We start from the raw sequence: 22,608 nt of genomic DNA, 5'->3' as shown, positions 1-22,608 counted from the left end.
GAGCGACTCGGCACCCGCTGGTGCCGTTTCGTAATAAAAACAAAGGTGTAAATAAGCAGTTCGATTTTCACAATGGTAAAGGAGAGGCTTATGTTTCGTTGGGGTATTATCTTTCTGGTCATCGCTCTGATTGCTGCAGCATTAGGTTTCGGCGGTCTGGCGGGTACGGCAGCATGGGCAGCTAAAATTGTCTTCATTGTCGGTATTATTCTGTTCCTCGTGAGCCTGTTTACCGGGCGCAAACGACCCTGACTACTTGCGTCTCAATAGACGCTAACCCGCGAGTCACCTAAAGCGGAGACCGGTCATTTGCGGCATACTATGAAGCCGCAACGATTGCAGAAGCAATTGGTCAGGGAACGACAATGACTGGTTCTCCGGGATGCTGCTTCGGCGACTCCCTCAGAGCAAGCAACACTGAGGGACATCCATTGGGAACACGTATTCCGTTGACGTTAGGTTCACTTGAACCGCTAGCTTTAACCCCTTTCAAATCCAGTAAAATCGCCTTGGTGTGCGAAGGCGGCGGCCAGCGCGGCATCTTTACCGCAGGCGTGCTGGATGAGTTTCAACGCGCAGGCTTCAACCCCTTTCAACTGTTACTCGGCACCTCGGCCGGGGCGCAAAACTTGTCGGCGTTTGTCTGTGGCCAGCCTGGCTACGCGCGACGCGTGATCTCGCGTTACACCACCAGTAAACTGTTTTTTGATCCGCTACGATTCGTGCGCGGCGGGCATCTTATCGATCTCGACTGGCTGATCGATATCACCAAACAGGAATTCCCGCTGGCGCTCAACACCGCCGAAGGGCTGTTTGCCAAAGGCAGCGAGTTTTATATGTGCGCCTGCCGCAGCGATGACTACCGCGCCGAGTACTTCAATCCGATCAGCACCAACTGGCATGACATCCTGAAAGCGTCCAGCGCGATTCCCGGCTTTTACCGCAGCGGCGTGCAAATGGATGGCGTGAGTTATCTGGATGGCGGCATCAGCGATGCAATTCCGGTACGCGAAGCCGCACGCCGCGGCGCGGATACCATTGTCGTGATCCGCACCGTGCCATCGCAGGTGTCATACACGCCGAAGTGGTTCAAACGCATGGAGCGCTTTTTGTCTGACAGCGCCTTGCAGCCGATGATCAACATCCTGCATCAGCATGAAGAGAGCTATCGCGAGATTCAGCAGTTCATCGAGCAACCGCCGGATAACCTGCGCATCATCGAAATCTGTCCACCGAAACCGCTGGCGAGCATGGCGCTTGGCAGCCGCTTATCATCGCTGAATCAGGATTACCATTTAGGCCGCCGCAGCGGGCGCTATTTCCTCGCCACGCTCGGTCAATGGCTGAGTGATGCCGAGCCGCTGATACGGCAAACCACGGTTACGCCGCCAGCCGCTGTGGCGAATTCGCCCGACAACCGCCCACTGATTACGCCCGCGCTGGCGGAAAACGATGCGGATTATGATAAAGGCTCGCTGGCATGAAGTTTATCGATACGCACTGCCACTTCGATTTCCCGCCGTTCGTTGACGATGCAGACGCCAGCATTGCGCGCGCTGCGCAGGCGGGCGTGGAACGCATCATTGTACCGAGCGTGGACGCCAGCCGTTTCGCGCGGGTGATGCAGTTGGCGCAGCAGCATCCGGCGCTGTATGCCGCGCTGGGCCTGCATCCAATCAATATCGCTGAGCATCAGGAAGATGCGCATCTTGATGAGTTAGAGCGCTGGCTGAAAAAGCCGGATAGCAAGCGTGTGGCGATCGGCGAGATTGGTCTCGATCTCTATATGGACGATGCGCAATTCGCCAAACAGACGCGGCTGCTCGATAAGCAACTCAGGCTGGCGAAGCAGTACGATCTGCCAGTGATCCTGCACTCGCGTCGCACCCACGATCAGCTGGCGCTGCACTTACGTCGTCACGATCTGCCGCGCCGTGGCGTGGTACATGGCTTTGCTGGCAGCCAGCAGCAGGCGGAGCGCTTTATTCAGCTCGGCTATGCGATTGGCGTGGGCGGCACCATCACCTATGAACGCGCCAGTAAAACCCGTAACACCATCGCCAGCCTGCCGCTCAGTGCGTTATTACTGGAAACCGACGCGCCCGATATGCCGTTACACGGTTTTCAGGGCCAGCCCAATCGTCCCGAGCGGGCGCGCAACGTGTTTGACGTGTTGTGCCAGTTACGCAGTGAATCTCCCGAAGTGATTGCCGACGCGCTGTGGCATAACAGCCAGCAGCTGTTCACCTTGCCTGCCTGATTCTCCCCCGACAGATTCTGCATTTACGCTGCCTTACGCCTGATTAGCTACATTGATAAAGCTGAGAGTACACTTTCGCGCCCATTTTTGTGATAATAATAACAACGGCCATCGCGGCGCATTTCGGCCTGACTGGTGATTATTTGTGATTCACATCACTAAATAACTGTATTTAAATGACGTGTTTTCTTTTTCGTGTGACATGAAGCGCAATTCGTCGTCACGGTAGTTGTTAGAATTGTCACATTCCCCGGTGGGTTGTGCCCGCCGATCTGAATTTTGGAGAGCATCATGATCGACCTGAAAGCAGCAGCACAGCGCGCATTGCAACTGATGGATTTAACCACCCTGAACGAAGACGACACCGACGAGAAAGTGATCGCGCTGTGCCGTCAGGCGAAATCCCCAGCCGGTAATACCGCTGCCATCTGCATCTATCCGCGTTTCATCCCGGCGGCACGTAAAGCGCTGCGCGAGCAGGGCACGCCGGAAATCCGCATCGCCACCGTCACCAACTTCCCGCACGGCAACGATGACGTTGAGATCGCGCTGGCCGAAACCCGCGCGGCCATCGCCTACGGCGCTGACGAAGTGGACGTGGTGTTCCCGTATCGTGCGCTGATTGCTGGCAACCGTGACATCGGTTTCGAGCTGGTGAAAGCCTGCAAAGAAGCCTGCGCACAGGCAAACGTGCTGCTGAAAGTGATCATCGAAAGCGGCGAGCTGAAAGACGAAGCGCTGATTCGTGCTGCGTCGGAAATCGCTATTGATGCGGGCGCCGACTTCATCAAAACCTCCACCGGTAAAGTGCCGGTCAACGCGACGCCAGAAGTGGCGGCGATCATGATGCAAGTGATCCGCGATAAAGGCGTGAAGCAGCAGGTTGGTTTCAAACCGGCTGGCGGCGTGCGCACTGCGGAAGACGCGGCGCTGTATCTGAAGCTGGCGGACGACTTGCTGGGTGAAGGCTGGGCGGATGCGCGTCATTTCCGCTTTGGCGCTTCCAGCCTGCTGGCAAGCCTGCTGAATACGCTGGGCCACGAAACCGCGACCAGCAAAGCCGGTTATTAAGTTCATATCGATGTTCGTAGGGTCGCCATTTATGGCGACCTCTCTATTCCGGGGAGGCCATTGTGTTCCTGCCACAAGAAATTATTCGTAAAAAACGCGACGGCCAGGCGCTGAGTGAAGCGGAGATCCGCTTCTTTATCAACGGCGTGCGCGACAACAGCGTTTCAGAAGGTCAAATTGCCGCGCTGGCGATGACCATCTATTTCCATGATATGACGCTCGACGAGCGCGTGGCGTTGACCATGGCGATGCGCGACTCCGGCACGGTGCTGAACTGGAAATCGCTCAATCTCAACGGCCCGATTGTTGATAAGCACTCCACCGGCGGCGTTGGCGATGTCACTTCGCTGATGCTCGGCCCGATGGTGGCGGCATGCGGCGGTTATGTGCCGATGATCTCCGGGCGCGGCCTCGGCCATACCGGCGGCACGCTGGATAAACTGGAAGCGATTCCGGGCTTCGATATCTTCCCGAGCGACGATCGTTTCCGCCAGATTATTAAAGACGTCGGCATCGCGATTATTGGCCAGACCAATTCGCTGGCACCGGCCGACAAACGTTTCTACGCCACGCGTGATATCACCGCCACCGTGGATTCCATCCCGCTGATCACCGCGTCGATCCTCGCCAAAAAGCTGGCGGAAGGATTGGATGCGCTGGTGATGGATGTCAAAGTGGGCTCCGGCGCCTTTATGCCGACCTTTGAAGCCTCAGAAAATCTGGCGCAGGCGATTGTTGGCGTAGCGAACGGCGCAGGCTGCAAAACTACTGCGCTGCTCACCGACATGAATCAGGTGCTGGCTTCTACTGCGGGTAACGCGCTGGAAGTGCGTGAAGCGGTGCAGTTCCTGACCGGCGAAGCGCGCAATCCGCGTCTGCTGGAAGTGACGATGGCGCTGTGCTCGGAAATGCTGATCTCCGGCAAACTGGCTGAAAACGACGCCGATGCACGTAAAAAGCTGCAGCAGGTGCTGGATAACGGCAAAGCCGCTGACGTGTTTGCCCGTATGGTGGCGGCGCAAAATGGCCCGGTCGATTTCATCGAGCGCATGGACAGCTATTTGCCAGCCCCAACCCTGAGCAAAGCGGTGTACGCCGATGGCGCCGGAATCGTCAGCTCAATGGATACGCGTGCGCTTGGCATGGCGGTGGTTGCGCTCGGCGGAGGCCGTCAGCGCGCCAGCGACAGCATTGATTACAGCGTGGGCCTGAGCGACATGATCACGCTCGGCACGCAAGTTGACGCGCAGCGTCCGCTGGCGATTATCCACGCCGCGTCTGAAGCGCAGTGGCAACAGGCCGCCGCCGCCGTCAAAGCAGCCATTACGCTGAGCGATACTGCGCCAGCGATCACGCCAGTGGTTTATCGTCGCGTCAGCGAATAACTGGCGCTTCTTCGTGCCAGGCAGCGGCCGTTCGGGTATACTGATCTGATCGCTTTTTTTTGACTTGTCATCGCGCATTGCGCAGGAGACTTGCATGAAACGTGCTTTTATTATGGTTCTCGACTCCTTCGGGATCGGCTCCAGTAAAGACGCCGATAAATTCGGTGATGAAGGATCGGACACGCTCGGCCATATTGCCGAAGCCTGTTTCGAAGGCCGCGCCAATGAAGGCCGCGAAGGCCCGCTGCACTTACCTAACCTGACCAAACTGGGCCTCGGCAAAGCGGCTGAGCTCTCCACCGGTCGTTTCCCGCCAGGCCTCGATCCCAACGCGGAAATCATCGGTGCGTACGCTTACGCCAGCGAATTGTCGTCCGGTAAAGATACGCCGTCGGGCCACTGGGAAATCGCCGGCGTGCCGGTGCTGTTTGATTGGGGCTACTTCAGCGACAAAGAGAACAGCTTCCCGCAGGAGCTGCTGGATGTTCTGGTGAAACGTGCCGATTTGCCGGGATATCTCGGTAATTGTCACTCATCGGGCACGGTGATTCTCGACCAGCTCGGCGAAGAGCACATGAAATCCGGCAAGCCGATTTTCTACACCTCGGCGGATTCCGTGTTCCAGATTGCCTGCCACGAAGAGACCTTTGGCCTCGATCGCCTGTACGAGCTGTGCGAAATCGCCCGTGAAGAGCTGACCAATGGCGGCTACAACATCGGCCGCGTGATTGCGCGTCCGTTCGTCGGCGACAAAGCGGGCAACTTCGAGCGCACCGGCAACCGTCACGATCTGGCAGTGGAACCGCCAGCGCCGACCATGCTGAAAAAACTGGTGGATGAGAAGGGCGGTGAAGTGATTTCGGTGGGCAAAATCGCCGACATCTACGCCGAGCAGGGCATCACGCAGAAAGTCAAAGCCACCGGCTTAGACGCGCTGTTCAACGCCACCATCGAGCAGATGAAGAAAGCACCGGACACCTCGATTGTGTTCACTAACTTCGTTGATTTTGACTCAACGTGGGGACATCGTCGCGATATCGCTGGTTATGCGGGCGGGCTGGAGTTCTTCGATCGTCGCTTGCCAGAGCTGATGGAGTTGGTGAAAGAGGGTGACATTCTGATCCTCACCGCCGATCACGGCTGCGATCCAAGCTGGAAAGGCACCGAGCACACGCGTGAGCACATTCCGATTCTGATCTATGGCCCGAATGTGAAGCCAGGATCGCTGGGATATCGCGATACCTTCGCTGATATCGGCCAGACCATCGCAAAATATTTCGGCCTGTCCAGCATGGACTACGGCAAGAGCATGCTGTAAAACAGCGCCCCAATTTTAATAAGGAAAATAACCATGGCAACGCCTCATATTAATGCAGAAATGGGTGATTTCGCGGACGTCGTACTGATGCCGGGTGATCCGCTGCGCGCTAAGCACATCGCTGAAACCTTCCTTGAAGATGTGGTGGAAGTGAACAACGTGCGCGGCATGCTGGGTTACACCGGGACTTATAAAGGCCGCAAGATTTCGGTGATGGGTCACGGCATGGGCATTCCATCTTGCTCGATCTACACCAAAGAGCTGATCACCGATTTCGGCGTGAAGAAGATCATCCGTGTCGGTTCTTGCGGCGCGGTGCGCGCAGACGTGAAACTGCGCGACGTGGTGATTGGTATGGGTGCCTGCACCGATTCCAAAGTCAACCGCATGCGCTTCAAGGATCACGACTTCGCTGCGATTGCGGACTTCGACATGGTGCGTAATGCCGTTGATGCCGCCAAAGCGCTGGGCGTTGATGCGCGCGTGGGTAACATCTTCTCCGCCGATCTGTTCTACACGCCAGATCCGCAGATGTTCGACGTGATGGAGAAGTACGGCATTCTCGGCGTGGAGATGGAAGCGGCGGGTATTTATGGCGTGGCAGCAGAGTTTGGTGCCAAAGCGCTGACCATCTGTACCGTGTCGGATCACATCCGCACCCACGAGCAGACCACCGCGGCTGAGCGCCAGACCACCTTCAACGATATGATTAAGATCGCGCTAGAGTCCGTGCTGCTGGGCGATTAATCACTGCGTTAAACCAGGTCGGCATTAATGCCGACCCTACATTCGTCGTAGGGGCGCCATTAATGGCGACCTGGCTTCCCCCCGTAAACATCTGACACACTTTTACCCAGGCTTGTGCATCTTCGTGCTGGCTCTAAAGCAATCTCTGCTTATCATTAGCGTGATAACAAAGAGACTAAGCCCACCTGATGAATTTCCGTAATTTCGAAGCAGAAGAAAAGCTGTTTGCCCGCCGTGCGATTGTCGCTTTTGCCCTGGTTGTCATCTGCTTTACCATTTTAGGCATCAACCTGTATCGCTTACAGGTCGATCAGCACAGCTATTACCAGACGCGTTCCAACGAGAACGACATCAAAATGATCCCGATTGCGCCCACGCGCGGGCTGATCTTTGATCGCAACGGCATTCCGCTGGTGCGCAACGTCAGCTGGTACGACATTCACATCACGCCGTACAAAATCGACAACATGCAGGAAACGCTGAAAGAGCTGACGCCGATTGTCGATCTCACGCCGGAAGAGATTGAAACCTTCGAGCACGAGCTCAAACAGAACAGCCGCTACAAGCCGGTTGAACTGAAAGCGGAACTGACTGACGAAGAAGTGGCGCGCTTCGCCGTCAATCAATTCCGCTTTACCGGCGTCACCGTTGATACCTATCAGGACCGCGAATATCCGTACGGCGCCGACCTGGCGCACGTGCTCGGCTACGTCTCGAAAATCAACGATAACGACTACAAACGCCTGAATGCAGAAGGCGTTGGCGAGAACTACGCGGCGGACCACAACATCGGTAAGCAGGGCATTGAAGGCTATTACGAATCGCTGCTGCACGGCAAAACCGGCTATCAGGAAGTGGAAGTGGATAACCACGGCCGCATCGTGCGCGTGCTGAAAGAGGTGCCGCCGGTTGCTGGTCAGAACATCACGCTAACGCTCGATCTGCATTTGCAGCAGTATGTCGAGAGCCAACTGGCCGGGCAACGTGCGGCGGCGCTGATTGAAGATCCGCACGACGGCAGCGTGCTGGCGATGGTTTCTGCGCCGAGCTACGATCCCAACCCGTTCGTCAAAGGCATCAGCTACAAAGCCTATAAAACCCTGCTGCAGGATAAAGACCTGCCGCTGATCAACCGCGTCACCCAAGGCTTGTATCCGCCGGCGTCCACGGTAAAACCCTATATGGCGATGTCGGCGCTGCTGACCAAAGTCATCACGCCGAGCTTCACGATATTTGGCGCGCCCACCTGGACGCTGCCGGGCACCGATCGTAAATATCGCGACTGGAAAAAAACCGGTCACGGCATGCTGGACGTGACGAAAGCCATCGAAGAGTCGGCGGATAGCTTCTTCTATCAGGTGGCGTTCATGATGGGCATCGATCGCATCCACACCATGTTGAGCCAGTTTGGTTACGGCAAATCCACCGGCATCGATCTCAACGAAGAGTACGCCGGATTATTGCCCAGCCGTGAATGGAAGCAAAAAGTGCACAAAAAGATGTGGTATCAGGGCGATACCGTTTCGGTTGGGATTGGGCAAGGTTATTGGGTGGCGACACCGATCCAGATGGTGAAAGCGCTGGTGGCGCTGTTGAATAATGGCCGCGTCATTAATCCGCATCTGCTGGAGAAATCGCAGCGCGGCACGGTAGTGCAGCCGTATCAGGCAAAATTACCGCAGCCGCAGATTGGTGATGCCAAATCGCCGTACTGGTCGCTGGTGCGCCACGCCATGTTCGGCATGGCGAATGCGCCAAACGGCACCGGCTACAAATACTTCCACACCGCGCCGTACGGCATTGCGGCGAAATCGGGTACTTCGCAGGTATTCAGCCTGAAAAAGAACCAGATCTATAACGCCAAAATGACGCCAATGCGCCTGCGAGACCATATCTTCTACACCGCGTTTGCGCCGTTTAACGACCCCAAAGTGGCAGTGGCGTTGATTCTGGAAAACGGTGGCAACGAAGGCGTCACGGCGGCGCCGCTGATGCGTAATATTCTCGACCACATCTTTGTGCCGGAAGCCACACCGCCGCCGGTAGCAACGGCCGCGCAGTAATCAGCGGAAGAACACCCGATTGCGGCCATGATTTTTGGCGTCGTACAGTGCCACATCGGCATTGTTATACAGCGTCTCAAAATCGGATCCCGGCTTGCCGTAGCTGACGCCAAGGCTGGCGGTCACCAACTGGCCGGGCAACACCGCCAGCGGTGAAGCATTCAGCGAGGCGTGAATCGCACCCGCCACAATTACCGCATCGGATAGGCGATAGTGCGGTAACAGCACGGTAAACTCTTCACCGCCAATGCGACCAATGCTGGCTTCTTCCGGGCAGTGCGCCTGAATGCGCGACACCAGAGCGCAAATCACCTTATCGCCCATCGGATGACCGAACTCATCGTTAATGCGTTTGAAGTGGTCGATATCCAGAATGATCAGCGCCGCTGCGCCGTTACTCAGCGTCTGGCTGATGCGCTGGATAATCGCCCCGCGATTCCACACCGCCGTCAGCGGATCGTGGCTGGCTTTGTACTCCAGCTCCTGCGCCAGCTGATGCAGCTGTTCGTTGACGCGATTGAGCTCACGCTCGGCGCGGTCGCTGCGCGAGATCATGCGATAGGTTTCACGCATCAGGCGCTGATAATGGCGATTCACCATCAGCAGCGCATCGCGATAATCCTCAGCGCTGAGCGTGGTTTGAGCCGCCACATCCTGCGAGCGATTAAGCACATCGCTCTCTTCGCGGAACAGCTCGTTGAGGTCCATCACGATGCCATTTCCGCCTGCAGATTCACCTGCAGATCGGTGAAGTCCAACGCCAGCTCCTGACCAAACTCTTCTGAGACATCATCTTCGGCGTCGAAGAACCAGTTGAGCGCCACGGTTTGCCCGCTCTGCGCACGCTGGTTAAACAGGTCAAACAGGCTGAACAGCATTTTAGTGCTGGAGCTGTTGAAGTAGCGCAGCGCGATATTCACTTCAACGTCGCCGCCCGGCTGCGGCTGCCAGTTCTCTAAGGAGTCCAGCAGCGGACGGTAAAACGCCGCCGCGTTCTCCGGCCAGGATTCACCGCGCAGGGCAAACTGGCCGGCGGCAAAATCAAAACTCACTTCGGGCGTGCTCTCTGTGGCAGCAATAACAAGGTTTTGCATCAATCGATCAATCCTGGTGAATGGTGGCTTTCAGCCAAAACGTGGCGTAACCGTTGGAGGCCAACGGACGCAGTTCATACTCCAGCGGTTCGCTGACGTCGCGCGCCAGCGTTAATAATCCAATGTTGGCCCCTTTGCTGGTGGCGGGGCTCTCGGCACGCAATCCCACGCGATACGCCTGTTTAATCTCTTCGTTGCTCATGGTGCGCAGCAGGTCGAGCCAGTAGCGCAGCTGCTCACAGGCGACTTCATCCACCTGATTGCTGCTCTCCAGCACGTAGTTGTCGCCTTCAACGTGCAGCGTCACCGTGCCGAAGCGGAAATCCTGCTCGGCGTGGCTGGTGCTGCGGCTGTCTTGTGAATAGCGCAGGATGTTTTGCACGATCTCGACAAAGCTGGAGAACAAGCGACGCCGAACTTTGACCGGCGCCTGCTGATTCTCAAGAAACACTTTGATCACTTCGCCCATCGCAGTGATGTTCTGCGGCGAAAAGAGGCCGGTGTAGTGCAGCGCCACGCTGTCGGGCGGGACGCGGCTGAGGTTCGAAGCTGGTGTCATAACGTGACTCTAATAGCGGAAGCCAAACCAGGTGACGTCATCGCGTCGCGGCTGGTTGCCTTGCCAACGAAGAAATTCCTGCTCGAATGCCGTGGAAAGCGCCGGCATCGGCAGCGTTTGATAGTGATTCAGCAGCGTCTGAATGCGCTTTTTGCCAAACATAATGTGACGTTCACCGCCGGGCTGATCGGTGACGCCATCGGTCATCACCAGCAGCATGTCGCCGGGATTGAGCGTGCGTTGCTGCTGCGGCCAGACGTAATCCTGCGGCGTATCGGTATAGCCAACGCCAACGCGGTCGGCCTTCAGCGATTCCGCCTCGCCGCCAGCGTTATGCAGCAGCGCGTGCATGCGCGCGCTCGACCATGAAAGCTGATGATTTTCGCTATCGAGGCGCAGCGCGATGGCATCGCAGCCGTCGTTCGACAGCGAGGTTTGCTGCGAAGCATTGAGCTGACCAAGGGTTTGTTTGATATGGCGATTAAGCGATTGCAGCACATCGGATGGCGCACGCCGATTCTGCTGCAGCGCATTTTCCAGCGCCGATTGCAGGATCACCGTCATAAACGCACCGGGAATGCCGTGGCCGGTGCAGTCGGCAATCAGCGCCAGCCAACCGTGTTGATCCTGATGGAAGGCGTAATAGTCGCCGCCGACGCCATCGCGCGGCTGCCAGTGCAGGCACCAATCGCTGAGCTGCTGCGCCATCTGCTGCTTTGAGCGATCGAGCATTGCGTCCTGAATCACGCGCGCGTAATCGATGCTCTGCAAAATTTGCTGATGCTGTTGATGCTGCAAATCTGACACAGTACGAATCAGATCGATGCCCAGCCCGATACCGATGTAGCGCCCTTGCTCGGTGAGGATAAAGCCGTCGGTGACCGATTTATCGCCGGTCGCCACCACTTGCTGCGCTACCTGATCGAGCTCGGTATCGGCATCAATCACCAGCGGCTCTTTATCCATAAAGGCGATGCAGCTTTTGCGATCGTAGAGTTCGCGGAAAAACGGGCGCGACATTTGCGACAGGAAGATATGGCGGTTAATCATGCCAAACGGCGTACCGTTTTCGATCACCGGCAAACCAATCAGATCTTTGTGGTCGGTAAACAACGCCATCACTGCCGTGTTGTCCATCGCGGGACTGACAAACGGCACGGCAATGCACAGCGATCGCGCACGAGAACGACTCGACAAGGAGGCAAGGCCTGCGCGTAAATCAGGCAGCTGCATAGAGGAATCTGACGTTGATTAGGAATTATCTTAGATTACTGTGCGGCTGTGACACTTTTATGATCCGTAGGGTCGCCATCCATGGAGTAGTGCCGCTCAGTTAAGCACCGAGCGACTTTCGTTCGCCCTACGCTGAGGCAGTTGCAGTAACTTCGTGCGGCGACCGAGCAGAGGGCGTCTGGCCACGCCCTCTGCACTCCCGGGCCTTGCGCCAGCCCAACCCGCCGCTTCGCGGTACCTTCACTCAATCACGATTCCTGACGGACCGGTGTCGATTCGCTCCTGCTCAGCGCCACCTCTCGCCGCATCCTTGCGGCTCGCCCTGGAATCCTTCAATCGTTCAGCGGTTTGGGATGTCGCCTCAACACCGTCGCTGCAGCAGTCGTGCGTATTCTTAACTCAACATCGCTATAAATCCCGTAGGGTCGCCATTCATGGCGACCTGGCTACAAATCACTCCTCCTTCAGCGCCGCCGTAACGTGCCCAATTGCGCGCACCACTTCGCTGGAACTACCGCGAATATCCGCCATCATGCCGCCAGCTTCCTTCGCCAGCACCACGCCCTGATCGGCACGTTTCAGGTTCGATGCGATACCTTTTAGCGCTTTCTCCGCCAGCGTATGGTTTTGCTGCACCATGTTCTCAATTTCGGTGGTGGCGCGATTGATGTTGGCCGCCAGCGTGCGTACTTCATTGGCGACCACGGCAAAACTACGACCGTGCTGACCGGCGCGCGCCGCTTCCACCGCTGCGTTAAGCGCCAGCAGGTTGGTTTGATCGGCAATACGTCGAATGCTCTCGACAATCGCGCCGATACGGTCTGAAGATTCGCTCAGATCGTTGATGTCGCCGGAAATGCCATGCAGCTCGCCCGCCAAATCATTCATGGTTTGCACGCTGTTCTCAATCACCGTGGCACCGATGCGCGTACTTTCGCTGGTTTGCAGCGCGGTTTGATACGCCTGCTGCGCCGCTTCGCGCTCTTGCTGATTCTTCTCCACCTGCGCGGTGACATCGGTGGCGAACTTCACCACTTTGTACAGCTCGCCGGTTTCGTTAAACACCGGGTTGTAAGTGGCGCGCAGCCATACCGTTTGGCCGCGTTTATTCACGCGCTGGAACTGGCCGGAGATAAATTCGCCCTGATTCAGCTTGTGCCAGAAACGGCGATACTCGTCGCTATTACGCATCTCCGGAGGACAAAACTGGCTGTGATGTACGCCAATCACTTCTGACGCGCTGTATCCCATGGTTTTCAGGAAGTTATCGTTGGTCATCAACACTTCGCCCTTGAGATTGAAGGCAATCACTGCCATCGAACGCTCAATCGCGGTGGTCATGGCGCGCTGCTCTTGGGCATCCATGATGCGCGCGGTGATATCGCTCGCCAGTTTAACGATTTTAATCACCCGACCACTGCGATCCTGCACCGGCACGTAATTGGCTTCCAGCCAAATAGGGCGGCTGTTTTTCGCCACGCGCAGGAATTTGTCGCTGAAGCCTTCACCGCGATTCAGGCGTCGCCAGAAGTCGCGGTATTGTGGCGAGTTGAGCAAATCTGCGGTGCAGAACATGCTGTGATGCTGGCCGACGATCTCTTTGAGCGTATAACCCATGCGCTCAAGAAACAGCTCATTAGCGGTGAGGATTTTTCCTTCTGGAGTGAATTCAACCATAGCGATAGCGTCTTGCAGCGAACTGAGCGTTGCCATGCTATTACTGCGCTTTTGCCACGCAAGACGTGACAAGATTCCTGATGCAATTGTGCTGAACATGGGGCGAACCTTATTATTGGTATAGGATGTCAGCTCGGTTATCGGCACAAGCGATTAAAAATTCACCTATAACAGCGATAGGTGAATAATTTTTTACCTGTTGGTCTGGAGGTTGCTTTAAAAGGCATCAGTCAGCTGATTTTTGCCGAAAAGCGTTTGACGGTGCCGCGCGAGTAGGGTTTAATGCGCCCCGTTGCCCGGATAGCTCAGTCGGTAGAGCAGGGGATTGAAAATCCCCGTGTCCGTGGTTCGATTCCGCGTCCGGGCACCATACATTGAAGCGCTGGTTAGAAGTAACAATTCTGACGGGTGCTTAAAGAAGGTGGTGTTCACAGCAACAGTTAAACATCAATGCCTTCCAGAAAGGGTACTAGTTAACGCTAGTACCCTTTTTTCGATCCTGTAACGTATTACAAATCTTAGCGAATCTTTCAGCATTCCCGCATAAAACAGTCTTTGTATTCCTTTCTCATCGCTTGTGCAAAAACCTCTGAATTTCCCAATTTCATTCCTTCTCAATACTTACCATGCACCGAAAAATAATTATCATTGAAGTCATCATCACCGATTCTAAAAATTACACCCCTTTAAACGCCCACCAATAAGTGACTACTTATTATGATTTTTGTCACTTTATAGAAAAATAATGATGAAAATAACTTTCTGTTGCATAGCCCGGTCTAAAATAAAATTAATTTAAATATGCGGTGCTGTAATGCAATAAGAAACGATCAGTCGTGGGGTGTGACATCTGGAGTAAAACATGGCTCTTTTCATTTCTCGTATAACAATTATTCAAATTAGCTTAATGCTTTTAACGAGTTATACCAGTTTTGCTGCAGATGATACCCCTCTAAAAAGTCGCGCGAATGCTGTCCTTTCTCTTATGAGCTATACGGTGGTACCGGATGTCACTGCAAGTGACCTCAATATCGGTGCTGACACCAAAGAAAAAAACTCGCTTTCAATTACTCAGTTTGGCGGCGGTGCAACGCTTAGTGAGGAATTTCCTCTCTATCTCGAAGGTACACTCGGTTACAGCCGTTATGATCCTCAATTTGTTGTTTCTAATGGCAATGAAAGCCGAAAAATTCCGGTTAAATGGAATAGCTTAACTGCGACTGGCGGTATTGGTTGGGATATAAAACTTTATACGGATAAACTCGGCGGCAATTGGGTCCTGCGACCAATCGCAAATTTCACCTTAGGTACAATGGCCAGTGATCTCCGTATTGGCGCTTTTGTTCTGCAAAAAAAATTTAATGATGCAGACTACAAATTTTTGGATGGTGGCCGCCTCAATGCGTATGGCTTGGGGGGATCGCTAATGCTGGATTATGAATTATTTAGCAAAGAGCAGGATATTGATGTTGAGTTGCGATACTCATACCAAGAGCTCAATAGTTTCGGTAATAGTTCTGAGGCCGTAAGCGGGAGTGCTACTGCGGAAAATCTCGGGCTTTATTTACGTCGTCGCGCTCCAGTTTCAGATTGGACGTTATTAGGAAGTCCTTTGCGCTATGTGCTTGAAGCTGCACGCACTGAATATTTGGGTGAGCAGCGTGGCCAATTAGGATTCGATAGTTTAAATTCATTGGGTGTTGGGCTCGAGCTTGATAGTAGTAAATATCCGGTGTTTATCAGTCGTACACGAATAGTGGCACGTTATATGTTCGGAAATAATACGCAAGGATATGGCGTGGGGCTGGCCATGAGTTTTTAATGAAAATATTTCCACTGACTATTACCGCAATATTACTTTCCCGTCTTAGTAACTTCCGTTAATCCATCAGCATATCCAAAAAAGCACGCACCGCCGGATTACTGCGTCGGCTCTGAGGCCATATCGCGGTGATATTGTGTCGCTCCACGGCGAAATCGGTCAAAACCGGCACCAATTCGTTGCGCTTAACCCATGCATCCGCCATAAAATTCGTCGCCATGCCGATGCCTGCACCCGCAGCAATTGCCGCCAGCACGCCTTCACTGGCATCAACGATCACAGCTGATGACGGCACGATTTCAACTTCCTTCTCACCGATGCGAAACGGCCAGCGAAATACTTGTCCCGAACTTTGATAGCGCAGGTTGACCGTTTCATGGCTATCCAGCTCATCGGGATGTTGCGGGATGCCATGCGTGGCTAAATACGCTGGCGAGGCATAACAGCCGAGTCGGTAAGGTGAGAGTCGGCGGGCGATCAGCGAGGAATCGGCGAGCTCGCCGATGCGCACCGCAATATCAATTCTCTCTTCCACAAGATCCGAGATTTGATCACTTATGCGCAAATCGATCATGACTTTTGGATGGCGTTGGCGAAAGCTGGCTATAGCAGGTGCGATGATGTGCACGCCAATTGGCAGCGATGTCGCAATGCGCAGTGTGCCCGCCGGTTCGGAGCGTGCTGACTTCGCCATCTGTTCAATCTCTTCAGCATCCCGCAGCAACTTAAGCACGCGTTCATGCAGGTCGCGGCCTTCGGGCGTGAAGGAGAGCGAACGCGTGGTGCGGGTGAAAAGTGTTATGCCGAGATGCGTCTCCAGACGCTGGATGCTTTTACTAATCGCGGAGGGTGAAACCGACAGCGAACGGGCGGCAGCGCTGTAACTGCCGAGAGATCCAGCACGGGCGAAGGCAATTAAGCCAGTGAGTCTTTCAAAACCTATTTGTTCCTTCATGGCACTATTAAAGCGAAATGGAGCCTTATTATCAATCAGGCGTAATAGTCGTACGCTTTCTCAATCAGACCAATGAGAGAGCGAAATGATCATGACTAATACGATGAAAGCCGTGCGATTGCATGAGTTTGGCGGTCCGGACGTTCTGCATTATGAAGATGCACCCCGGCCGATTGCCGAAGCCGGTGAGGTGCTTGTGCGCGTGCATGCCGCAAGCCTTAATCCGCCGGATCTCCATCTGCGTGAGGGCTATCGTTCGCTGCCGCCGGAATGGCAACCCAGCTCCGTCTTTCCCATGATTTTGGGAACCGATATCTCAGGTGTTGTCACCGCAGTAGGCGATGAGGTTTCGGGCTTCAGCATCGGCGATGAGGTCTATGCGATGGTGCGTTTTCCGCAGGATATAATGACCGGCAGCGGCGCTTATGCAGAATACGTGCGCGTGCCTGCCAATGAACTGGCATTGAAACCGGCGGGGATAACGCATGTTGAGGCCGCCGGTGCGCCGATGTCATTGCTAACCGTGTGGCAGTTTCTGATCGAACTCGGCCACGATGCTCCGAACCCGCTGCAGTCTTTCCAGCATGTTCCGATCCCGCTTAAAGGTCGGAAGGTGATGGTAAATGGTGCTGGCGGTGGCGTTGGGCATTTGGCGGTGCAGATTGCAAAGTGGCAAGGTGCGCACGTCATCGCGGTGGCCTCCGGCAAGCATCAATCACTGCTGTGCGAACTGGGTACCGATGAGTTTATCGATTACAACAAGACCGCCGCTGAGTCTGTTGCACAAGATGTGGATCTGGTGATTGATGCCGTTGGCGGTGCGAATATGGAGCGTTTTCTCAGCGTCATCAAGCCAGGTGGTGCGCTGTTCCTGATGAATCCTATCGGCTTCTCGGGATACGAAGAGGCCGTCAAAAGCGAGATTACCGTTTCATTCACACAAGTGCGTTCCAGTGGCCGTCAACTGGTGGAAGCCGGTCGCCTGCTTGAGCAAGGCATCATTCGTATCATCGTTGATAGCACCTATCCGCTGGCGCAAGCATCAGCCGCGCATAAGCGCGCCTCTCGCGGCAGTATTCAGGGAAAAATCGTGCTGATTAACGCCTGACTTAAGGCAATTGGCGTCTCACAACGCCATCTGAATCGCCTGTACCTCACCGTCTTGCTGCGCCGGTCTTGCGCAGCAGATCAGCACTTCATCATCCGCCACTTGCGCGCTCGGCGGTGTTGGGTAAGTCACCGCGCCTTGCAGCAGCTTGGTTTTACAGCTGCCGCAATGTCCGGCGCGGCAGCTATACGCCGGGCTTAGGCCACGCGCTTCCGCCAGTTCCAGCAGCGAACCGGCATCTGGCGTCCAGCGCGCCTCTTTCAGCGAATCCATAAACTTCACCGGCACCGATTGTGTTGCTACCGGCAATAGCGGTTTTTCTTCGGCCACCACATCGCGGGAACGCTGCAGCGACGACGGGCCAAAAGCCTCGGCGTGAATGCGATCATCGGCGATATTGAAGGCGCGCAGCCCGTTGTACAGCGCTTGCGTGAATTGCGGTGGACCGCACAGATAGAAGTCGTAATCGTTAAACGGCAGCACCCGCGAGAGCAGCGCCATATCAATGCGGCCTGCGAAGTCGTAATCAATATCCGCTTCTGCATCCGCCGTCTGACTCAGCACGCGCACCAGTCTCACCGCGCCATGCGCCGCCGCCAGCAACTGGTCGAGTTCGCGCACGAAAGGGCACTCGGCCTTGCTGCGTGCCGACTGAAACAGGAACGTTGGGCGCAGGCGCTGTTTGCGCTGTCCTTCGAATATCAGATGTCGCAGCATCGCCAGCATCGGCGTGATGCCCACGCCAGCCGCCAGCAGCACCGCCGGACGTGGTTCGCTGGCATCGATGGTAAAATCACCCGCCGGCGCACGCGCTTCCAGCGTAGCTCCAATGTAGAGATGATCGTGCAGATATCGCGAAACCACGCCATCACGCTTGACGCTGATGCGGTAAAACCCATCCGACGGCGCAACCGAAAGTGTATAGGCGCGCATCAGCGGCTTATCGCTTCCAGGCAGGTGCACGCGAATCGGCAGATGTTGACCAGCCAGATGCGGCACTAAACCTGCACCATCATCCGGCATCAGATGAAACGAGCGGATGGTGGCGCTCTCATCCACCACCTTCATCACCTTGAACGGACGCCAGCGCGCTGCCAGCTCCGCCGCACGCAGGCGCTGCTCGGCGGCTTGCCAGTCGCCGGTCATCAGCGAACTGGGTGCAGCGCCATCCGGCGGCGTGTACCAGCGCAAGGCGAGGGCGGCACGACGGCGCACGATGTGACGCGGACGAAACGTCCACAGCCGTTCGGCACCCTGAAAGGCAGCGATCTCTGGCGAGTCGAGAATCACTTCTGCATCGCCGCTCAGTTGCAGCGTGTCGCCGCTGGTGTAATCAATAAACAGCAATCCCGCTTTGCCATTCTGGTGAATGTTGCCGAGCGTGTTGAAGAACAGATTGCCGTTGAAGTCGGGAATGGTCAGCAGGCCATCTTCGCTGACGCGCACGAAGCCCGCTTTACCGCCACGATGCGAGGCATCAACCTGGCGTTCGACATAGGTGGCGACATAGAAGGTATCCGCAGCGGTGATGGTGGCGCGGGCGGCATCATCCAGCGCGCTCAGGGTTTCCACCTCACCGCGATAAGGTTCGGCGGGATCGCGTGCATAGTGAAAATCACGCAGCTGGATATAGCGCGGGCAGTTGCCAAAACTCTGCTGCACCTGCACGCGAAAACCGCCACCAATCGCCTGCAGCACGCCGTTCATGCGGTTGCGACGCCGGGTGTGCAGCTCGATGCCGAGCAGCCCAACCGGCGCGCCATCCTGCATGCCCGCCGCCGCCGGATCGCCTTGATGCGGACGCGCCTCAATATCCAGCGTGGTGGCATTCGGTGAGAAGATAAAACCGGGTTGGCCTTCCAGCAGCGTGGCCCACGCATCGCCGTGCGCATCAACGCTGCCCGCCACAATAAATGGCAGCTGCGCGTAGAAGTCTCGATGTTGATCGGGCATGTGATCGCGGATCACCCGCTGGCCGACTTCCGCCATGCGTTCCGCCACGCCCGCCTGCTGCTGCAGCGCGATTTCACCCTGATGCCAAACCGGCAGTTTCTTGCTCATGATGGTGGACTCAGGCGATGCTGCGCAGGCCAGCCGCAGTTTGCGGGAAGGGCACAAAGCCTGGCAGCGCTTCGATGCGACGCAGTAGCGCGTTTACCGCCGGGTAGCCGGATAGATCGACATTGCCTTCTGGCGCACCGACGATATAGCTGTATTGCGCGACATCAGCGATTGTCGGGCCATCGCCGACCAGCCATTCACGGCCTTCGAGATGCTTCTCAATGCGTGACAGCACCAGATGTGCGCGGCCAATCACCTCTTCGGGATTGAACGGGCGGCCAAACAGGGTAATCAAACGCGCCGCTGCCGGACCAAAGGCTATATCTCCGGCAGCAACGGTTAGCCAGCGCTGCACTGCCGCCGCGCCTTGTGCATCTTCCGGCAGCCATTCGCTGCGACCGCTCTTCTTCGCCAGATAGACCAGAATGGCGTTGGAATCGGCAATAAACACGCCGTCATCTTCCAGCACCGGCACCTGACCAAACGGATTCATGGCGAGGAATTCCGGCGTTTTGTTCTCGCCAGATTTGAGATCGACATCGATAACCTCATGTGGCAAATCCAGCAGCGACAGGAACAGACGTGCGCGGTGAGCATGACCAGAAAGCGGGAAGTGATAGAGTTTCATGTTGCGGTTCCTTAGGTGTTGCTCGGGATGATCCCTGGCGATAACTAAGGTTCGCATAGACAATTCAGCGGCAGAATAGCCTGATCAGCGAAGTCATTGTTGCGAAAAATGGAAGAATCGCGGGAGGCAATAAAGCCCTCCGTAACAGCCGGAGGGCAATAAGCACTCTTAGAAATGTGCTAGTAGCGTGAGCGCACCGCCGAGGTTTTGATAATGATCCGTGCCTTGCTGCGCGTTGCCCTCAACAGCGATCTCCAGACCAGAAAACAGGTCGGCGCGAATACCGGCTTTCACTTCAGCAATGTGCTTCGTTCCCTCAATTTCCACCACGCGATCGTCCATTTGGCTGCCAAACGCGCGGCTGTTGTGCAAGGCGTTGGCTTCAACGTAGGGCGTTAACCGGCTCGTTTGCAGCTCCACTCTGACGCCGACGCGGGTCGCAATATTGCCATCACCGGTGAATTGCACTGAGCTGGCGCTCTGCTCTTGATGCTCGCTGGCGCGCACATTCATCCATGCGATCTGTACTTGCGGCTGCAGCAGCAGTTGGGTTTGATCGCTCAGCGAAAATGCTGCCCGATAGCCCCATTCGGTTGCGGCCGTTACGCCTTGCGAACGCCAGGTTTCAGCGCTTAAATCGTCTCCCTTCACGTGATTCTCAAAGCGGCTAAATTGCAGCCAGTTATCACTGTAGAGTCCTAAACGGCGAGCTTCATCCGCATACCAGGTGGCGCTGATACCGCCGCTGTAACCGGTAAGTGTATGTTCAGTGGCAAAGTCAGTGATACGTGAAGTGGTTTTGCCGTGATGGTTGCCGTAGCCCGCCATGACGCCGAGGTGAAGCGCACTCTGTTCGCTGGTTTGCAGCGTCAGCAGATCGGCCCCCATCTGCACCATATATTGGTTGCTGCGATCAGTAAGCTGGCTTCCCGCTTGCGCACGCTGCTGCGTACCGGTTTGACGTAACCACATTGACGATCCCGCCGCAGTCGCAGTGAGACGATCCTGTAATCTATGGATAAAGAGTGTGTTGCTGGCGGCCATGTTCGCCGCATAAGCGCCCATTTCGGGTCGCAGGATCGCGCTGGTTTGCGGTGTAGCCATTGGCCTAATGATTGGTGCTGCAGGCGGTAAAGAAGAGCGCAGATACCAGCTTTGATCGTTGGCTGCACTCGGCGTTCCCTGCTGCAAAAAGTACTCATAGCTGCCCGCCACGATACGACCTTTCTGCACGAAGGCATTAGCAGCGGAAGTGCCATTAATCTTGATAAGCGTTATACCTTGCTGGGTTTGCGCACCGTTGCCGCCGGTGTTAATCATTGCAACCTGGCTGGTACCAGCGGTGTTGCCGTTGATCACCAATGGATTTAGCGCCGAGTTGTCACCCGCTAAAGCTCCGCTAAAGGTGAGCTGGCTGTTGGCATTACCGGTGTAATTGCCATTGATCACAAAGGGATTACCGTGAAGGTTGTTTCCCGGATTAACGCTAATCTCGCCGTTATTGACGAGGTTGCTCGTTAGCGTGCCGCCGTTCATCAGCTGTAATTGTCCACCCGGCTGCACGGTCGCGCCGCCACCGCCGGCAATCACCGTATGTCCCGCCAGTTGTAACTGCCCGGCAATGGTCATCACATCATCACTCGCGCCCCAGGCCGCCACATCACCATTAAGCGCCCAGCGGCTGCTGGCTGTGGAGGTAATGGCAGACAATCCATGCTGAAATGTGTCGGCGCTGAAATTGCCGTTCTCACTGCCGTCACCTATCAAAATCAATTGGTTAGCTTCGCCCTGGCTCATCAGCGCAAGATTGCTGCCGCCGTTGAGCGCAGAGTGATTACTCAGGGTAATGGCGTTGCCAGAACCGGTTAGTAATAGCGCGGGAGCATTTTGACTGGCGATGACACCGGCGTTAAGGAGTTGGCTATCGCTGTGAAGAATTACAGCGGGCTGCTGCTGGCTAGTGATATTGCCTTGGTTGGTAATCCGTACCCTCGTGCTGTTTTCCGCATCAATCGCGCTGGTGTAACCCTGTATTACCCCGTTATTAAGCAGCGCGGTTTCATCGGCAAAGCTCAACAGTGCAACGCCATTATTGGCAATGATTTGCCCGTTGTTTACGATCGCGCTTTTTCCGCCAGCCATAATGACGCTGAAGTCCCAGCCGCTGATGTTACCGCTGTTATCAAGCTTGCCGTCTTTGGTGAAAAATGAAACGGCGGCTAAATTATGAGTGTTGAATCCATTATTGATGATTCCGTAATTGTGTAACGAAACCGATTCAACAGGACCATACAGCGCTAAGTTGGGATCGTTAATTGAAAGTGTGTCATTTTTCGCTGAGTTGGAATTAATAGTGTCACCCGAACTAATAACGTAATCGTCCGAATAGTTAAGTATGTGACTATAGCTATCTGGCGCAATGACACTGCTCGCCGCGCTAGCGGTTTGCAAGGACACTTTCGCTATTAATAGGATGCTAATTAATGGGATAGAGTGATTTTTGATAATCTTTCTGAAGCGGCGTTGAGTGTGCACGTGATCTCCGTTGTTTAAAAAGTACAGCAGGAATACTCACCGTTCAGAGGTATGTTTTTATGAGTAACAGGAAATTCAGAATATGAGCCACC

The 22,608-nt window shown here is 55.3% G+C and carries 19 protein-coding genes and 1 tRNA gene; 11 read left to right on the top strand and 9 right to left on the bottom strand.

Going from position 1 to position 22,608, the window contains the following annotated elements; genetic code table 11:
* Positions 1-90: 90 nt before the first annotated feature.
* From NR302_RS16020 to mrdA, 8 genes are all read left to right on the top strand, one after another.
* Complete coding sequence (locus NR302_RS16020; RefSeq protein WP_007893192.1) at positions 91-252, top strand: DUF1328 domain-containing protein; 162 nt, start codon at positions 91-93, stop codon at positions 250-252.
* A 179-nt stretch (positions 253-431) separates the two neighbouring features.
* Positions 432-1,484, top strand: coding sequence for a patatin family protein (locus tag NR302_RS16015; protein ID WP_154192536.1), 1,053 nt, complete (start codon positions 432-434; stop codon positions 1,482-1,484).
* Positions 1,481-2,260, top strand: coding sequence for a TatD family hydrolase (locus tag NR302_RS16010; protein ID WP_258143925.1), 780 nt, complete (start codon positions 1,481-1,483; stop codon positions 2,258-2,260). The genes NR302_RS16015 and NR302_RS16010 overlap by 4 nt, the downstream gene beginning before the upstream one ends.
* 291 nt (positions 2,261-2,551) lie before the next feature.
* Entirely contained in the window at positions 2,552-3,331 is a 780-nt protein-coding gene (gene deoC, locus NR302_RS16005; protein ID WP_154155174.1) for a deoxyribose-phosphate aldolase, read from the top strand.
* Positions 3,332-3,393: 62 nt separating this feature from the next.
* Positions 3,394-4,716 (top strand): thymidine phosphorylase, encoded by a 1,323-nt coding sequence (gene deoA, locus NR302_RS16000; RefSeq protein ID WP_258143924.1) that lies wholly within the window; start codon positions 3,394-3,396, stop codon positions 4,714-4,716.
* Positions 4,717-4,810: 94 nt separating this feature from the next.
* On the top strand, positions 4,811-6,034 hold the full coding sequence (deoB, locus tag NR302_RS15995) for a phosphopentomutase (RefSeq protein ID WP_154155177.1): 1,224 nt from the start codon (positions 4,811-4,813) through the stop codon (positions 6,032-6,034).
* 33 nt (positions 6,035-6,067) lie between these two features.
* The gene (gene deoD / locus NR302_RS15990) at positions 6,068-6,781 is read left to right on the top strand and encodes a purine-nucleoside phosphorylase (protein ID WP_008103284.1); all 714 of its coding nucleotides are present in this window, start codon (positions 6,068-6,070) and stop codon (positions 6,779-6,781) included.
* Positions 6,782-6,969: 188 nt separating this feature from the next.
* A complete protein-coding gene (gene mrdA / locus NR302_RS15985) occupies positions 6,970-8,844 on the top strand; it encodes a penicillin-binding protein 2 (RefSeq protein ID WP_154155180.1) in 1,875 nt (624 codons plus the stop codon).
* Here the strand turns inward: mrdA and NR302_RS15980 are convergent, their stop codons facing one another.
* From NR302_RS15980 to NR302_RS23695, 5 genes are all read right to left on the bottom strand, one after another.
* Positions 8,845-9,552 carry a GGDEF domain-containing protein gene (locus tag NR302_RS15980; RefSeq protein WP_154155521.1) on the bottom strand — a complete coding sequence of 236 codons (708 nt, stop codon included), beginning with the start codon at positions 9,550-9,552 and terminating at the stop codon, positions 8,845-8,847.
* On the bottom strand, positions 9,552-9,938 hold the full coding sequence (locus NR302_RS15975) for a DUF1987 domain-containing protein (RefSeq protein ID WP_258143923.1): 387 nt from the start codon (positions 9,936-9,938) through the stop codon (positions 9,552-9,554). Before NR302_RS15975 ends, NR302_RS15980 begins: the two co-directional genes overlap by 1 nt.
* A 7-nt stretch (positions 9,939-9,945) precedes the next feature.
* A complete protein-coding gene (locus tag NR302_RS15970; protein WP_154155184.1) occupies positions 9,946-10,497 on the bottom strand; it encodes a SiaB family protein kinase in 552 nt (183 codons plus the stop codon).
* 9 nt (positions 10,498-10,506) lie between these two features.
* Positions 10,507-11,730: a SpoIIE family protein phosphatase gene (locus tag NR302_RS15965; protein WP_258143922.1), complete on the bottom strand. Its 1,224-nt coding sequence runs from the start codon at positions 11,728-11,730 to the stop codon at positions 10,507-10,509.
* Between the two features lie 453 nt (positions 11,731-12,183).
* Positions 12,184-13,506 (bottom strand): PAS domain-containing methyl-accepting chemotaxis protein, encoded by a 1,323-nt coding sequence (locus tag NR302_RS23695; protein ID WP_308713552.1) that lies wholly within the window; start codon positions 13,504-13,506, stop codon positions 12,184-12,186.
* Between the two features lie 195 nt (positions 13,507-13,701).
* Between NR302_RS23695 and NR302_RS15950 the strand changes: the two genes are divergently transcribed.
* A tRNA-Phe gene (locus NR302_RS15950) sits at positions 13,702-13,777 on the top strand.
* A 537-nt stretch (positions 13,778-14,314) separates the two neighbouring features.
* A complete protein-coding gene (locus NR302_RS15945) occupies positions 14,315-15,229 on the top strand; it encodes a hypothetical protein (protein ID WP_374990647.1) in 915 nt (304 codons plus the stop codon).
* A gap of 58 nt (positions 15,230-15,287) precedes the next feature.
* On the opposite strand, the gene NR302_RS15940 is transcribed toward NR302_RS15945, so the two are convergent.
* Positions 15,288-16,184, bottom strand: coding sequence for a LysR family transcriptional regulator (locus tag NR302_RS15940; RefSeq protein ID WP_258143920.1), 897 nt, complete (start codon positions 16,182-16,184; stop codon positions 15,288-15,290).
* Positions 16,185-16,275: 91 nt separating this feature from the next.
* On the opposite strand from NR302_RS15940, the gene NR302_RS15935 reads away from it, so the two are divergent.
* Positions 16,276-17,292, top strand: a complete 1,017-nt coding sequence (locus tag NR302_RS15935) for an NADP-dependent oxidoreductase (RefSeq protein WP_258145204.1) — start codon at positions 16,276-16,278, stop codon at positions 17,290-17,292.
* Between the two features lie 18 nt (positions 17,293-17,310).
* On the opposite strand, the gene NR302_RS15930 is transcribed toward NR302_RS15935, so the two are convergent.
* The 3 genes from NR302_RS15930 to NR302_RS15920 all read right to left on the bottom strand — a co-directional run bounded on the left by NR302_RS15930 (position 17,311) and on the right by NR302_RS15920 (position 22,432).
* Complete coding sequence (locus tag NR302_RS15930; protein ID WP_258143919.1) at positions 17,311-19,353, bottom strand: pyridoxamine 5'-phosphate oxidase family protein; 2,043 nt, start codon at positions 19,351-19,353, stop codon at positions 17,311-17,313.
* Between the two features lie 10 nt (positions 19,354-19,363).
* Positions 19,364-19,981, bottom strand: a complete 618-nt coding sequence (locus tag NR302_RS15925) for a glutathione S-transferase family protein (RefSeq protein WP_258143918.1) — start codon at positions 19,979-19,981, stop codon at positions 19,364-19,366.
* Between the two features lie 168 nt (positions 19,982-20,149).
* Positions 20,150-22,432 (bottom strand): autotransporter outer membrane beta-barrel domain-containing protein, encoded by a 2,283-nt coding sequence (locus NR302_RS15920; RefSeq protein ID WP_258143917.1) that lies wholly within the window; start codon positions 22,430-22,432, stop codon positions 20,150-20,152.
* Positions 22,433-22,608: the final 176 nt, after the last annotated feature.

The organism is Pantoea sp. SOD02 (assembly GCF_024707505.1).
Classification (GTDB): Bacteria; Pseudomonadota; Gammaproteobacteria; order Enterobacterales; family Enterobacteriaceae; genus Pantoea; species Pantoea symbiotica.
This window is presented reverse-complemented; position numbering and strand designations above follow the sequence as displayed.